Source organism: Allobosea sp. UNC402CLCol, assembly GCF_000745475.1.
Taxonomy (GTDB): Bacteria; Pseudomonadota; Alphaproteobacteria; order Rhizobiales; family Beijerinckiaceae; genus Allobosea; species Allobosea spartocytisi.
In genome coordinates, this window is the sequence record NZ_JQJJ01000010.1 from 347053 (window position 1) to 361089 (window position 14037).

A 14037-nucleotide genomic window follows, 5' to 3' on the forward strand; every position below is an offset into this window, starting at 1 on the left:
CGCTGCGCTCGCAATGACGGCCGGGATCAGCCGCCATGCTTCTCCAGGAACGCCTCGACGGGCAGATGGCGGAAATCGTCCAGCGCCACGCGCAGGCGGGCATGCTCCCAGTCCCACCAGGCCAACTCCTGCAGCCTCCGCGCGACATCCTCGGAAAAGCGCCGCCGGATCGGGCGGGCCGGATTGCCGGCGACGATGGTGTAGGCCGGCACATCCTTGGTGACGACGGCGCCGCCGGCAACGACCGCGCCGGTGCCGATGCTGCGGCCGGCGAGCACGATCGCGCCATGGCCGATCCAGACATCGTGGCCGATGGTGACGGCATGCGCCCGGCGCCAGTCGAAGAAGGCGGCATCGTCCTGCGCATCCTCGAAATAGGCGGAGGCGCGATAGGTGAAGTGCGACTGGCTCGCCCGGTGCATCGGATGGTTGCCGGGATTGATCCGCGTCATTGCGGCGATCGAGCAGAATTTTCCGATCGTCGTGTAAATGACATTCGCGTCGTTCACGACATAGGAGTAATCACCCAATGTCGACTCGGCGAAGACGGTGCGGGCGCCGATTTCGGTGTAGCGTCCCAGCGTCGCCTGCCTGACCTGGGCGGTCGGGTCGATCACAGGTTCCAGTCCGAGCTTCTTTCCGGCCATGTCCTTATCCTTTCCTGATGTCGCTGTTTCCGCTCCGCTTGCCGGAGCACTGGTTCTGGTCGTCGGGCCTTCGGGGGCCGGCAAGGACACGTTGATGGATGCGGCGCGGGCCGAGCTCGCCGGGGACGAGGCCTTCCATTTCGCGCGGCGATTGATCACCCGCCCCGCCATGGCCGGTGCCGAGGACCATGATTCCTGCGACGAGGCCGCCTTCGCGGCGGCCGAGGCGAAGGGCGATCTCGCCTTGAGCTGGCGCGCCCATGGCTTGAGCTACGGTATTCCGGCAGCCGAGCTTGCGGGGCTCGCAAAGGGCGACGTCGTCATCGCCAACATCTCGCGCGGGGCCATTCCCGCGGCGGAGAGGCTGGCCGAGCGGGTGCTGGCGATCAACATCACCGCGCCGGTCGCGGTGCTGGCGAAGCGCCTGGCGGCGCGCGGGCGCGAGAGCGAGGCGGATATCGCGGCGCGGCTCGCACGCGAGGCGCCGCTCAAGACGCAGCGTGCCCAGACCGTCACCATCATGAACGACCGCAGCATCGCCGAGGCGAGCGCCGAACTGCTGGCGGTCCTGCGCGCGCTCGGGCCGCGGCGGGGCTGAGTTCGACATACCGCGTCTCCCGCCGCCGCCATGCTCAGGCTCGACCCGAGCATCTCTGGCGGGAGATTCTCGGGTCTGCGCTTCGCTTCGCCCGAGAATGACGAGGCGGTTTCGACGCAAGGACCTCTACCCCAGCCGGTAGGAATCGAGCAGGCGGAAGCGGGCGTCGCGATGGTCCTGCCTGAACAGGGCGAAGCGGTCGAGCGCGACCGGGCCGGCGACAACCGCGGCATAGGCGTCCTTCAGCGCCGATTTCACCGGCGCCGTCTTCTCCGGCGGCAGCGAGCCGGTCAGCGTCATGTGGAAGCGGAAGGCGTCGCCGACATAAGGATAGCCATAGGCTTCGAGATAGGCGCTCTGGGCCGGCGTCATCGGGCTCTTGAGGCGCCGGGCACGGTCGGCCTCGCTCAGCGGCGCGCGAAAGGGCTCGAAAGCCTGCACCAGCGCGAAGGCGAAACGCTGCAAGGCCTCGTTCGGCTCGGGCGTCAGCGCGATGAAGGAGCCGAGCGCATTGACGTTCAAGCCCGCGAGCGGCACGCCGTCGAGGCCCGCGGCATAGTTGCGGGCGAAGGCGCGCAGATGTTCCTCGGTCCGGCCGCCGGCCAGTTCGAAGGGCGCCTTCAGCGTGGCGTGGAAGCCGTAGCGGCGCGGCTCCTCGGTCAAGGCCGGCCATTCCACGGGGTCGCAACCCGAGGGAACGGCGAAAGGGATATCCTCGCCCGTCAGCGCGTCATAGCCCAGCACCGACGAGCCGAAGCGCCAGAGGGCGCTGTCGGCGGCCGGAGCGTAGTAGACGGCGTAGCGAGGCTTGCTCAAAATGCGCGCTCGCCCTGCGACCAGACGGCGGCGAGGACCGGCGTGTCGCCGAGCACCTTGAAGCGCACGAGATCGGCGCGCAGGCCGGTCTTGAGATGGCCGCGGTCCCGGAGGCCGAGGATGTCGGCGACCTTCCAGGTGACCATGCCCATCGCCTCGGGCAGCGCGATGCCATGGTCGGCATTGAGCTTGACCACCGCCTGCAGCAGGCTCGCGGGCACATAATCCGAGGACAGGCCGTCGAGCAGGCCTTTCTCGGCGAGCTCGGAGACCGAGACACCGCCGGAATGCGAGCCGCCGCGCACGACGTTCGGGGCACCGGCAACCGTGGCAAGGCCGGCCTGCTTGGCGGCGGCGGCGGCCTCGACCGTGGTCGGGAATTCCGAGATCACCGCGCCGGAGGCGACGCCTTCCTCGACATGCTCCGGGATCGTGTCGTCATGGGTCGCGAGCGGGATGCCGCGCGCGCGGAAGATATCGACCACGGCCTGCCAGTTCTTGGCGACATTGGCTGCGCCTTCGCGCTGCCGGACCTCGACGTCCTCCTCGAACTCAGCGACCGTCTTGCCGTTGCCGACGGCATAGGTCTTGAGGTGCTGGAGATCGCGCCACTGGCGCTGGCCGGGGGTGTGGTCCATCAGCGAGACGAGCTGGACTAGTTCGTCGTCCTGATAGGGCGCGATGTCCTCGAGCAGCTGCGGGCTCGTCAGCTCGCAGCGCATGTGGATGCGGTGATCGATGCGGAAGACGTTCTCGCTCTTGCCATAGGCCAGCGACTTCATCACGTCGGCGAAGATGTCCTTGCGGTAGTCCTTGGCCGAGAAAGGCGTGCCGGCGCAGACCGCGTCATAGACGGTGGTGACGCCGGCCGCGGCCATCTGCGCGTCATGGACCAGCGCGGCTGCCAGCCCGTTCGGCCAGAAGACCTTCGGGCGCGGCATGAAATGCTTTTCCATGTTGTCGGTGTGCATCTCGACGAGGCCGGGCGCGACATAGTCGCCGCCGACATCGATGGCGCCGGGCAGGGACGACTTGCCCTGATCGACCGCCGTGATTCCGCTGGCGTCGAAGGCGATGGTGCCGGTGACGACCTCGTTCTCGAGGATGAGCTTGGCATTGGTGAGAACGGTTTGCATCGTCAGGCCTTCCGGAAAGCGGTGATGTCGAGATAGCGCGTCGCGACCTTTTCGCGAACCGCCTCGTCGTGGAAAATGCCGACGATAGCGGAGCCGGCGGCGCGAGCCTCGGCGATGAGCTCGACGACGACGTCGCGATTGGCCGCATCGAGCGAGGCGGTCGGCTCGTCGATCAGCATGATCGCCGAGGGGTCGACGAAGGAGCGGGCGATGTTGACGCGCTGCTGCTCGCCGCCGGAGAAGGTGGCGGGCGCGAGGTTCCAGAGCCGCTCCGGCAGGTTCAGCCGGGCGAGCATGGCCTTGGCGCGCTCGGTCGCGGTTTCCGGCGTGGCGCCGCGCGCCAGCAGCGGGTCGCGCACGATGTCGAGCGTCGAGACGCGCGGGATGACGCGCAGGAACTGTGAGACAAAGCCGAGCGTGCGGCGGCGGATGTCGAGCACGGTGCGCGGCACGGCTGCGACGATGTCGACGGGCCGGCCGGCATGGGTGACGTGGATCGTCCCGGAGGTCGGCCTGTAGTTGCCGTAGAGGATGCGCAGCAGGCTCGATTTGCCGGCGCCGGACGCGCCCGCCAGCACCAGCGCCTCGCCGGCCTCGACATGGAAATTGACGTTGTCGAAGACGGGCAGACGCGCTCCGCCCTGGTTGTGCAGGGTGAAGGTCTTGGCGACGTTCTCGACCTGAATCATCGTGGTCATGGTGTCAGTGCCTTGCCGATTCGCGGTGACGAGGATGTGACGGGCGCAGAACGTCATTCTCGGTCGGAGCGAAGCGCAGACCCGAGAATCTCTCGCCGGAAGAGGCGCTCTTCCCTCCTGAGATGCTCGGGGCAAGCCCGAGCATGACGTTCCGTCCCTCACACACTCAGCACCGCCGAGGTCAGGAGTTGCGTGTAGGCGTGATGGGGATCGTCGAGGACCTGGTCGGTGAGGCCCTGCTCGACGACCTTCCCGTCCTTCATCACCATCAATCGGTCGGTGAGGAGGCGGGCGACGGCGAGGTCGTGGGTGACGATGATCGCGGCCAGCCCGAGATCGCGGACCAGGACGCGCAGCAGGTCGAGCAGGCGGGCCTGCACGGAGACGTCGAGGCCGCCGGTCGGCTCGTCCATGAAGACGAGGCGCGGTTCCGAGACCAGGACGCGGGCGATCTGCAGGCGCTGCTGCATGCCGCCGGAGAACTGGCGCGGCCGATCGTCGATGCGCGAGCCCGCGATCTCGACGCGCTGGAGCCAGTCCAGCGCTCGCTCGCGGATCTCGCCGTAATGCCGGTCGCCGCGATCCATCAGGCGTTCGCCGACATTGCCGCCGGCGGTAACGTCCATGCGCAGGCCGTCGCGCGGGTTCTGGTGGACGATGCCCCAGGCCGTGCGCATCAGGCGGCGGCGCTCCTGCTCGGAGACCGAGTAGATATCGAGCGGCTCGCTGCCACCCCGGAACAACACCTCGCCCGCATCGGGCTTGTCGATGCCGGCGAGGCAGCGCAGCAGGGTCGACTTGCCCGAGCCGGATTCGCCGACGATGCCGAGCACCTCGCCCGGCCAGAGATCGAAGGAAACATCGGCGCAGCCGATGCGCTCGCCATAGAAGCGGCTGACATTGGCGACCGAGAGCAGGGGGGCGGGTTCGAGGTCGAGCGCGGCCGGTGCGACGTGGAGAGTCATGGGTTGGTCTCCTCGACCAGGCCGCTCGCGGCGGCGTCGCCCAGCATGGCGCCGCGATGCCCTTCGGCCCGGCGCGTCTCGCAATAATGGCTGTCGGAGCAGACGAACATGCGCCCGCCGCGATCGTCGATGACAACCTCGTCGAGATAGCTGTCGGCGGCGCCGCAGAGGCCGCAGGGCTGCGACCAGCTCTGGATGCGGAAGGGATGGTCCTCGAAATCGAGGCTCTTCACGCTGGTATAGGGCGGCAGCGCGTAGATGCGCTTCTCGCGGCCGGCGCCGAACAACTGGAGCGCGGGCGACATGTGCATCTTCGGGTTGTCGAATTTCGGGATGGGCGAGGGGGACATCACATAGCGTCCGTTGACCATGACCGGATAGTCATAGGTCGTCGTCACCTCGCCGAAGCGGGCAATGCTCTCGTAGAGCTTGACCTGCATCAGCCCGTATTCGGCCCAGGCGTGCATCTTGCGGGTCTCGGCCTCGCGCGGCTCGAGCTTGCGCAGCGGCTCCGGCATCGGCACCTGATAGACCATGACCTGCCCGCTCTTCAGCGGCGCCTCCGGGATGCGGTGGCGGGTCTGGATGATCGTCGCCTCCTCCGTCGCCTCGCTGGTGCGGGCATCGGCCGTGCGCTCGAAGAACTTGCGGATCGAGACCGCGTTGGTGGTGTCGTCGGCGCCCTGGTCGATCACCTTGAGCGTGTCGGCCGGGCCGATGAGCGCGGCGGTGATCTGGATGCCGCCGGTGCCCCAGCCGCGGGCCAAGGGCATCTCGCGCGATCCGAAGGGCACCTGATAGCCGGGAACCGCGACGGCCTTGAGCAGGGCGCGACGGATCATCCGCTTGGTCTGCTCGTCGAGATAGGCGTAGTTGTAAGCCGGCTTGGTATTGTCCGCCGGCATCTGATGAACCGTCATTCCGCAGCCTCCGGCATGGTGTCCTGCTCTTTGGCGCCCCGTTCTTGGGCCAGCCGCTCCTCGCGCTCCCGGCGGATGCGGCGGATCAGTTCGAGCTCGCCCTGGAAATCGACATAATGCGGCAGCTTGAGGTGCTCGACGAAGCCGGCCGCCTCGACATTATCGGCGTGATAGAGGACGAACTCGTCCTGCTGCGCCGGGTAGTTCGTGGCCTCGCCGAAATCGCGGGATTTCAGGGCACGGTCGACCAGCGACATCGACATCGCCTTGCGCTCGCTATGGCCGAAGACGAGGCCATAGCCGCGGGTGAATTGCGGCGGCACGTCCTTCGAGCCCTGGAACTGGTTGACCATCTGGCATTCGGTCAGGGTGACCTCGCCGAGATCGACGGCGAAGCCGAGCTCCTCCGGCACGAATTCGACCGCGACCTCGCCGACGCGGACCTCGCCGACGAAGGGATGCGAGCCGCCGAAGCCGCGCTGCACGGAATAGCCGAGGCCGAGCAGGAAGCCCTCGTCGCCGCGCGCCATCGATTGCAGGCGCACGTCCCGATCGGCCGGGAAGGAAACCGGATCGCGCGTCAGGTCGAAGGGGCGCGGATCGCCCGCCGGCGGTTCCTCCGCCTCCATCAGCCCTTCGGCGCCGAGGATGTCGGGCACGCGCGGCATGGTCGCGTCGAGCGGGGCCGAGGCCTTGCGAGGCTCGGCCTCCCTACCTTCTTCCATTAGCGCGAAATCGAACAGCCGGTGGGTGTAGTCGTAGGTCGGGCCGAGCACCTGCCCGCCGGGCAGATCCTTGTAGGTCGCCGACACCCGGCGGCGGATCGCCATGGCGGCGGTGTCGAGGGGCTCGGAGGAGCCGAAGCGCGGCAGCGTCGTGCGATAGGCGCGCATCAGGAAAGCGGCCTCGATCACGTCGCCCTGCGACTGCTTCAGCGCGAGCGCCGCGAGATCCTTGTCGTAGAGCGAGCCCTCGTTCATCACGCGGGCGCAGGCCAGCGCCTGCTGCTCGCGGATCTGGGCGACGGTGATCTCCGGCACGGCCGGGTCGCCGCGGCGGGCCTCGGCCACGAGGTCATGCGTGGCGAGGATGGCGGCCTCGCCGCCTTTCACGGCGACATACATTAGTAAGACTCCCGGTGGGGCATCAGCGAGCCTCCTCGATCTGCGTCGAGCGCGGCAGGCCGATCATGCCTTCGCCCGAGGCGAGCACGACATCCACGCCGAGCGGGTAGAGCGCGCCGTTCTGGCGCAGCTCGTCGGTGAAGCCGGGGCGCAGGCCCTGCGGCGCGACCCTGCGCGTACCGGGAATGCCGGGGCCGGAGAGGGAGAAGCCCGCCCCGCCATCCAGGCCTGAGACCTGCACGATCACGGTGGTCGAGCGATCCGGGAACTGGTCGTTGCCGGGGTTGAAGGCGGCAAGCTTGGGTTCGCTCGCAGCGCCGTCGATCACGGCGAAGGCGGCCCTGGCGGGATCGTCGACCAGCGCCACGCCGCAGTGGAAGCGAAGCCAGGTGGCGGCCGGGCCGTCACGCAGTGTCTCGGGCAGCCAGACCGGCGTCTCGTAGTCGGCCAGCGCCAGCAAGGCGGTCGCCGTCGCGGTGGCGAGGCCTTCCGGCGGAATGATGTCGGCCGCGACGCTTTGCAGCGTGCCGGGCTCGGAGAGCGCGGTGAGCAGGGCGCGGAAGGCGGCCTGCGACTGGAAGACCGGATCGGAGAAGCCCGGCGAGATGATGTCCTGGATCGCCATCACTCGCCCCTGACCAGCGTGAAGAAATCGACCTTGGTCGCCGCCGCCTTGCGAGAGGCGAGCTCGCGGGCCGCGTCCTGCTGCGCAGCCAGCGCGGCGATGCCATCATGCAGGCCGCCTTCATACCGACCGTCTTGGGTCTCGTCCTGAAGGCGGGCATCGAGCAGGGCTGCGAGCCGCGCCTTCCGGTGGTCGCGGCCCAGCGCATAGGAAAAGCCCATCCGGCCATTGGCGAGGCGCACGACGCAGCGGGTCACGGTGGCCTCGCCGAGGTTGAAGCGCCGTCCGGCGCCGCCGGCCCGGCCCTCCACCATCACGGTCCCGGTTTCCGGCGCCTTCAGCACCTCATGCTCCGGCAAGGCGCCGAGCAGGCCCGCGATCTCGTCGCGGGAAGCTCGCGACAGGGTCGCCATCCAATGTTGTCGAGGGGTTCTTGCATTCATCCGCCGGCTCGCTGGTCAGCTTCAAAGGTCTAGACTATAATGCCTCTGACGATGGTGAATGTCTATACTTTTTGGATGAATTTTTGATGACGCAGGACGTGGTGCAAGAGACGGCGCAAGGTGCGCTGCCGGAGGGCGAGGGCGGCACGGTCTGGCGGCGCATCGCCGACGAGCTGGCGGCCGCGATCGAGCGCGAGGAGTACCGGCCGGGCGACACGCTGCCGGCTTCGGTCGCGCTGGCGGAGCGCTATGGCGTGCATCGCCACACCGTGCGGCAGGCGTTCCGCCACCTTGCGGATCTCGGGCTGGTGACGGTGTCGCGCGGGCGCGGCACGCAGGTCAGCGCGCGGCGCGTGCCCTATCCGATCGGCCGGCGCGTCAGCATGCGGACCAATTTCGGCAAGCTCGGCATCGTCGGCACGAGCCGCATGCTCTCGGCCGAGATGGTGGAGGGGGAGGCGGAGCCCTGTGCGGCGCTGGGGCTTGCGGCCGGGACGCGGCTCTGGCGGGTCCGGGGCGTGAGCCTCGGTGACGGCGTGCCGATGGGGACCGGCACGCACTGGCTCTCGGTCGCGCGCTTTCCGGATTTCGACCGGGTCTATCGCGAGGCCGCCGGCTCGATCACGGCTGCCTTCAAGGCCTATGGCATCGAGGATTATGTGCGCCTGTCGACGCGGCTCACCGCAAGGCTGGCGGATGAGGCGGAGGCTGAGCTGCTCCAGATCGCGCCGGAAGCGGCGGTGATGATCTCGACCGCCATCGACGCGCTGCCGGACCTGACCCCGATCCATCTCGTCGCGAGTGTCTTCGCCGGCGAGCGCATGGAGATGGTGATCGAGCCGTTTCGCGAGTGAGCGGCCGCCTGGAGCGGCTTGCATCCCGGCCGATGGCGCGCGATCCTCGGTCGTACCGATCACGGCACGGCCTCGAGACCATGCCGGTCGCATCTGAGGAAATGCCATCATGGACATGGTCAGCCGGTCGCTGCGCGCGGCCTTCTTGCTTCTTGCCGTCTGCCTGCCCATCGCCACGGCCGCTGCTGACTACCCGGCGCCGAAACGGGGGGTTTTCGTCGCGAAGGATTTCCGCTTCAGCACGGGCGAGAGTTTGCCGGAGATCAAGCTCGGCTATGTCACGGTGGGCGACCCGTCCGGCGAGCCCGTGCTGATCCTGCATGGCACCTATGGTTCTGCCGCCAGCATGCTGAGCCCGGCGTTTGCGGGCGAGCTGTTCGGCCCCGGCCAGGCGCTCGACGCGAGCAAATATTTCATCATCCTGCCGGATTCGCTCGGCGTGGGGCAATCGTCGAAACCATCGGACGGCCTCAGGGCCAAGTTCCCGCGCTATAACTACGAGGATCTGGTCGAGGCGCAGTATCGGCTCGTCACGGAAGGGCTCGGCCTGCGCCATCTGCGGCTCGTGCTCGGCAATTCGATGGGCGGCATGCATGGCTGGCTCTGGGGCGTCAAATATCCCGGCTTCATGGACGCGATCGTGCCGATGGCCTCGCAGCCTACCGAGATGTCCAGCCGCAACTGGATGATGCGGCGGATGATCATCGATGCCGTTCGCAACGACCCGGAGTGGAAAGGCGGCGACTATAGCGCGCAGCCCACGGCCTTCCGCGTCGCCAACGTCTTCTTCGGCATCGCCACCAGCGGTGGCACGCTCGCCTACCAGCAGATGGCGCCGACCCGCGAGGCAGCCGACAAGCTCCTCGACGGGCGGCTTAAGGCGCCGTTCGATGCCGATGCCAACGACTTCTTGTATCAGTGGGATGCCTCGCGGGACTACAACCCCGCGCCCAGGCTGGGCTCGATCAAGGCAGCGGTGCTGGCGATCAATTCCGCCGATGACGAGCGCAACCCACCCGAAACCGGCGTCATGGAGCGAGAACTCAAGCGTCTTCCGAATGCAAAGCTGCTGTTGATCCCGGCGAGCGCCGAGACGCGCGGCCATGGCACGACGGGGATGGCGAAGTTCTGGGCCAAGGATCTGGCCGCATGGCTGCCGACTGTGCCGCGCCGGCCAGCCGGAGCCGAGTGAGGCGACGCCTCGTTCACACCGCCCGCTTGCCGATGATGGCGAAGCGCAGCTTGCTCGACAGGAAGTCGATGGCGGAGACCGCGACGAGGATCAGCAGGATGAGGAAGGAGGTCTGCTGCCATTCCAGCGTGCGGATGGTCTCCGCGAGATAGAGGCCGATGCCGCCGGCGCCGACGATGCCGATGATCGTCGAGGAGCGCGTGTTCGACTCGATGAAGTAGAGCACCTGGCTCGCGATCACCGGCAGCACCTGCGGCAGCAGGCCGAAGCGGATCTCATGGCTCTTGCCGCCGCCGACCGAGGCGACGCCCTCGACCGCCTTGCGGTCGGCCGCCTCGATCGCCTCCGAGTAGAGCTTGCCGAAGGCGCCGAAATCGGCGGTCATGATGGCGAGCATGCCGGCGAAGGGGCCGAGACCCACGACATTGATCCAGATCAGCGCCCAGATCAGCGCGTCGACGCCGCGGATCGTGTCGAGCGAGCGGCGCGCGAGGAAATGGACGATGCGGTTGGCGACGACATTGCGCGCGGCGATGAAGCCGAGCGGCAGGGCAAGGATGGCCGCCAGCACCGTGCCGAGGAAGGCGATGGCGATGGTCTCGAACAGCGCCTGAACGAAGATCAGGGCCTTCGCCCAGGAGCCGGGATCGGGCGGCAGCATCAGCACGACGAAGGAGCCGAGATTGCCGAAGCCGGCCAGCACCCGCCAGAGCGTCGTCTCCAGCGTCGTCAGCCCGTAGAGGAAGAGGCCGAGGATGAAGACGACGGTCGCGATGGTGAAGAACCGCGTCCGGGTCGATCCGCGGATGGCGGCGGCGTGGCGCTGCAGGATGTCGCGGCGCTCGGTCGCGGAGATGGCGATGCTCACGAGCGGCTCTCCAGGCTGAGGAGGGCGTGGCGCAGCCGCTCCGTGCCGAGGTCGATCAGCATCACCGCCAGGATGATCAGGAGCATGATGGCGCTGACATCGGTGTAGTAGAATTTGCGGATGGCTTCGATCAGGTCCTGGCCGATGCCGCCGGCGCCGACGAAGCCCATGATCGAGGCGCCGCGCACATTGATCTCGAAGCGCAGCAGGGCGTAGCTCGCGAAGTTGGAGAGCACCTGCGGCATCACGGCGAAGCGCACCACCTGCCACCAGCTTCCGCCAGTCGCGGTGATGCCGTCGACGGGCTTCAGGTCGATGTTCTCGACGACCTCGGAGAAGAGCTTGCCGAGCGCGCCCATGGTGTGGATGGCGATGGCGAGCACGCCGGGCAGCGGCCCCAGCCCGAAGGCGATGACGAAGATCAGCGCGAAGACGATCTCGGGGACGGTGCGGCAGAATTCGAGATAACGGCGCACCGCGAAGCGCAGCCAGGGCGCGCGGCCGAGATTGGCGGCGGCGGCGAAGCAGAAGAGGAAGGCGCCGGCCGCGCCCAGGATGGTGCCGACATAGGCGATCAGCACGGTCTGCCAGAGCAGCCTCAGCCAGCGCGCCAGGCCCCAATACCATTCGGCGAGGTCGGAGCCGAGGCTGGCGAGGCGCAGCGTCGGCAGCGTCTGCCAGATATAGTTCGGGAAGCGGTGGATATTCTCGATGAGCGTGCCGAGCCTGACCTCGGCTCCGACAGCGGAGAGCCAGACGCAGATCGCGAAGACGGCGATGCCGACCAGCATCTGGCGGCGCTTGCTCGCGGCGGCCTGCCGGTAGCTTTCGGCATGGGCCGTGATGGCCGGGTCGTGACGGTCGATCGCGAGGGTCATGGAGGCTGCCCGTGGAGAAGGGCGTCATTCTCGGGCCCGCGGCGCGCGGACCCGAGAAGCTCTTTGAAGAGATGCTCGGGGCAAGCCCGAGCATGACGGGCTGAATTACGACGACTTCTTCTTGCGCAGCGAGTCGACGAAGGTGATGAGCTCGATGACCGGGTCGTAGGCCTTGTTGTCGACGGCGACGAGCGGGCCCTGCTTGCCTTCATAGATCTTGTCGAAGGCGGCCTTGTCCTTGGTGGCGAGGTTGAGGACGGCGTCGCGGATCTTGGCCTTGAGGTCCTCAGGCAGGTCCGAGAGATAGGCCATCGGCGAGTTCACGATCTGCTCGGACTTGTAGATGATCCGGAAGTCCTCGGCCTTGGCCATGTTCTTGCGGGCCATGCGCAGCAGGTTCGACTCGTTCTCGTCGTTCCACCAGTTCGCGGCGACGTCGACGGTGCCCTGGCTGAGCGCGATGATCGCGTTCTCGTGGCTGCCGGTATAGACGACCTTGGAGAAGAAGGTCTCCGGGTCGATCTTCATCTTGTCGAGGACGAAGCGCGGCACGTTATTGCCCGAGGTGGAGTTCGGGTCGACGAGGCCGAGGTTCTTGCCCTTGAGGTCCTCGATCTTCTGGTAGGGCGAATCCTTCTTCACGTAGAAGACGGAGTGATAGCCCTTGGTGCCGTCGAGATTGGTCTCGATCGCGAAGGCGTCGACCTTGACGCCGGTGACACGGGCGCGGGCGAAGGAGGCCGGGCCGTACATGCCGATCTGGATGTTGCCGGCGCGCTGGCCCTCGATGATCGCGGCGTAGTCATTGGCGACGCGCAGCGTCACCTTGGTGCCGAGCTCCTTCGAGAGATAGTTCACGAAGGGGGTGTAGCGGTCGACGACGCCCGAGGCGTTCTCGGCCGGGATGATGGCGAAGACGAGCTCCGGATACTTCGCCTTCCAGTCCTGGGCGAAAGCCGGGGTGGCGGCGACGGCGAGGCCGGCGGCGGCGAGCTTCAGGGTATGGCGACGGGTCAGCATGCGGTCTGCTCCTTTGGGTGCGGGTCTTCGGGTTAGGCTCGTCTTCTCGCGGCTGGCGGCGGGATGCCGCTCAGGCGATCTTCTGCTTGGCGCGCTTGGCCGCCTCGGAGGCGGCGATGGCGTCGAGCGCATCCAGGGCCTCGGCGCCGGCATCCTTCGCTTCGATGCCGTAGAGCTCGGCTGCGACCTCGCGGGTCAGCGCCTGCGGCACGTCGTCGAAGACGACCTTGCCGGCGGCCATGCCGATCAGCCGGTCGCAGTATTTCGCCGCGATATCGAGGTCGTGCAGGTTGCACATCACGGTGATGCCGTGCTCGCGGTTGATGCGGAACAGCGCGTCCATCACGACCTGGGTGTTGCGCGGGTCGAGCGAGGCGATCGGCTCGTCGGCCAGGATGATGCGGGGTTCCTGGACCAGAGCGCGGGCGATGGCGACGCGCTGCTGCTGGCCGCCCGACAGGGTCTCGGCGCGCTGGGCGAGGAGATGGGCCATGTCGAGCCGCTCGAGCGCGGCGATGGCGCGGATCTTGTCGTCGGTGGAGAAGCTCTTCACCAGCGTCAGCGCGGGCGAGCGGTGGTTGAGCCGGCCGAGCAGCACGTTGGTGAGCACGTCGAGGCGGCCGACGAGGTTGAACTGCTGGAAGATCATCGCGGTGTCGCGGCGCCAGCGCCTGAGCGCGGTGCCCTTCAGCGCCGTGATGTCGCGCTCCTCGCAGATGATGCGCCCGGCGCTCGGCTCGGCGAGCCGGTTGAGCATGCGCAGCAGCGTCGATTTGCCGGCTCCGGACCGGCCGATGACGCCGACCATCTCGCCGTTGGGGATCGACAGCGAGACATTGTCGACGGCGTTCTTGTCGCCGAAGCGCTTCACCAGGCCTTCGATGCGCAACATGAAAGGTTCTCGAACATGACATTTCGCACGATGGCGACACCGGGCCGGCCGGAGCCGTCGGAGCCAAGGTTCATGCATGGGAAGAAGCGCTATCGGCCGGAGATGACAGCGGCGTGACGGCGGGCGGCCGCTGTGCGGCTCCGAACGGCCTTTCACGGGGCCGGGCGGGCCAACATTTTCGTGAGGTCGGTAAAATGCGCTTGGACGATGGGTGACTTATCGGCAGGATGAGGATGGATGCCTGCGTGCGGCAGAGGCGCCGTATCGGCGCGTCGCGCCCCGGCAGGTATCTTGCATAGGTGCCTAAAGGCGCCGGATCGATGCGGCGGTGGCGCAAAAACATGCGTTTTTGTGCCGCTGT

At 67.6% G+C, this 14037-nt stretch carries 16 protein-coding genes; 3 read left to right on the forward strand and 13 right to left on the reverse strand.

From position 1 onward, the window contains the following. Nucleotides 1–26 precede the first annotated feature (26 nt). Entirely contained in the window at nucleotides 27–647 is a 621-nt protein-coding gene (locus GY40_RS13635) for an LbetaH domain-containing protein (RefSeq protein ID WP_038363091.1), read from the reverse strand. Here GY40_RS13635 and phnN point away from each other — a divergent pair. Further along, nucleotides 646–1245 (forward strand): phosphonate metabolism protein/1,5-bisphosphokinase (PRPP-forming) PhnN, encoded by a 600-nt coding sequence (gene phnN, locus GY40_RS13640; protein ID WP_051987983.1) that lies wholly within the window; start codon nucleotides 646–648, stop codon nucleotides 1243–1245. The genes GY40_RS13635 and phnN overlap by 2 nt on opposite strands. A 126-nt stretch (nucleotides 1246–1371) precedes the next feature. On the opposite strand, the gene GY40_RS13645 is transcribed toward phnN, so the two are convergent. The 8 genes from GY40_RS13645 to phnG all read right to left on the reverse strand — a co-directional run bounded on the left by GY40_RS13645 (nucleotide 1372) and on the right by phnG (nucleotide 7972). Next, a complete protein-coding gene (locus GY40_RS13645) occupies nucleotides 1372–2061 on the reverse strand; it encodes a DUF1045 domain-containing protein (protein WP_248311165.1) in 690 nt (229 codons plus the stop codon). Then, nucleotides 2058–3197, reverse strand: coding sequence for an alpha-D-ribose 1-methylphosphonate 5-triphosphate diphosphatase (locus tag GY40_RS13650; RefSeq protein WP_038363097.1), 1140 nt, complete (start codon nucleotides 3195–3197; stop codon nucleotides 2058–2060). Before GY40_RS13650 ends, GY40_RS13645 begins: the two co-directional genes overlap by 4 nt. Nucleotides 3198–3199: 2 nt before the next feature. Beyond that, nucleotides 3200–3895 carry a phosphonate C-P lyase system protein PhnL gene (gene phnL / locus GY40_RS13655; RefSeq protein WP_038364133.1) on the reverse strand — a complete coding sequence of 232 codons (696 nt, stop codon included), beginning with the start codon at nucleotides 3893–3895 and terminating at the stop codon, nucleotides 3200–3202. A gap of 158 nt (nucleotides 3896–4053) precedes the next feature. Beyond that, nucleotides 4054–4860 (reverse strand): phosphonate C-P lyase system protein PhnK, encoded by an 807-nt coding sequence (gene phnK / locus GY40_RS13660; protein WP_051987985.1) that lies wholly within the window; start codon nucleotides 4858–4860, stop codon nucleotides 4054–4056. Further along, nucleotides 4857–5780, reverse strand: a complete 924-nt coding sequence (locus tag GY40_RS13665) for an alpha-D-ribose 1-methylphosphonate 5-phosphate C-P-lyase PhnJ (protein WP_282568284.1) — start codon at nucleotides 5778–5780, stop codon at nucleotides 4857–4859. Before GY40_RS13665 ends, phnK begins: the two co-directional genes overlap by 4 nt. After that, nucleotides 5777–6904, reverse strand: a complete 1128-nt coding sequence (locus tag GY40_RS13670) for a carbon-phosphorus lyase complex subunit (RefSeq protein ID WP_038363099.1) — start codon at nucleotides 6902–6904, stop codon at nucleotides 5777–5779. The genes GY40_RS13665 and GY40_RS13670 overlap by 4 nt, the downstream gene beginning before the upstream one ends. Nucleotides 6905–6926: 22 nt before the next feature. Then, on the reverse strand, nucleotides 6927–7529 hold the full coding sequence (gene phnH / locus GY40_RS13675) for a phosphonate C-P lyase system protein PhnH (RefSeq protein WP_051987987.1): 603 nt from the start codon (nucleotides 7527–7529) through the stop codon (nucleotides 6927–6929). Then, entirely contained in the window at nucleotides 7529–7972 is a 444-nt protein-coding gene (gene phnG, locus GY40_RS13680; protein ID WP_038363101.1) for a phosphonate C-P lyase system protein PhnG, read from the reverse strand. The genes phnH and phnG overlap by 1 nt, the downstream gene beginning before the upstream one ends. A gap of 86 nt (nucleotides 7973–8058) precedes the next feature. Here phnG and phnF point away from each other — a divergent pair, with 86 nt between their 5' ends. Together phnF and GY40_RS13690 are read left to right on the forward strand one after the other, a co-directional pair. Next, nucleotides 8059–8826 carry a phosphonate metabolism transcriptional regulator PhnF gene (gene phnF, locus GY40_RS13685; RefSeq protein ID WP_051987991.1) on the forward strand — a complete coding sequence of 256 codons (768 nt, stop codon included), beginning with the start codon at nucleotides 8059–8061 and terminating at the stop codon, nucleotides 8824–8826. Nucleotides 8827–8935: 109 nt separating this feature from the next. Beyond that, nucleotides 8936–10018, forward strand: a complete 1083-nt coding sequence (locus GY40_RS13690) for an alpha/beta fold hydrolase (protein WP_038363104.1) — start codon at nucleotides 8936–8938, stop codon at nucleotides 10016–10018. Between the two features lie 13 nt (nucleotides 10019–10031). Here GY40_RS13690 and phnE (GY40_RS13695) read toward each other — a convergent pair whose 3' ends face one another. The 4 genes from phnE (GY40_RS13695) to phnC all read right to left on the reverse strand — a co-directional run bounded on the left by phnE (GY40_RS13695) (nucleotide 10032) and on the right by phnC (nucleotide 13676). Next, the gene (gene phnE, locus GY40_RS13695) at nucleotides 10032–10826 is read right to left on the reverse strand and encodes a phosphonate ABC transporter, permease protein PhnE (protein ID WP_248311190.1); all 795 of its coding nucleotides are present in this window, start codon (nucleotides 10824–10826) and stop codon (nucleotides 10032–10034) included. A gap of 56 nt (nucleotides 10827–10882) precedes the next feature. Continuing rightward, on the reverse strand, nucleotides 10883–11764 hold the full coding sequence (phnE, locus tag GY40_RS13700) for a phosphonate ABC transporter, permease protein PhnE (RefSeq protein WP_038363106.1): 882 nt from the start codon (nucleotides 11762–11764) through the stop codon (nucleotides 10883–10885). Nucleotides 11765–11869: 105 nt separating this feature from the next. Next, nucleotides 11870–12784, reverse strand: coding sequence for a phosphonate ABC transporter substrate-binding protein (phnD, locus tag GY40_RS13705; protein WP_038363109.1), 915 nt, complete (start codon nucleotides 12782–12784; stop codon nucleotides 11870–11872). A 70-nt stretch (nucleotides 12785–12854) separates the two neighbouring features. After that, complete coding sequence (phnC, locus tag GY40_RS13710) at nucleotides 12855–13676, reverse strand: phosphonate ABC transporter ATP-binding protein (RefSeq protein WP_051987992.1); 822 nt, start codon at nucleotides 13674–13676, stop codon at nucleotides 12855–12857. Nucleotides 13677–14037: the final 361 nt, after the last annotated feature.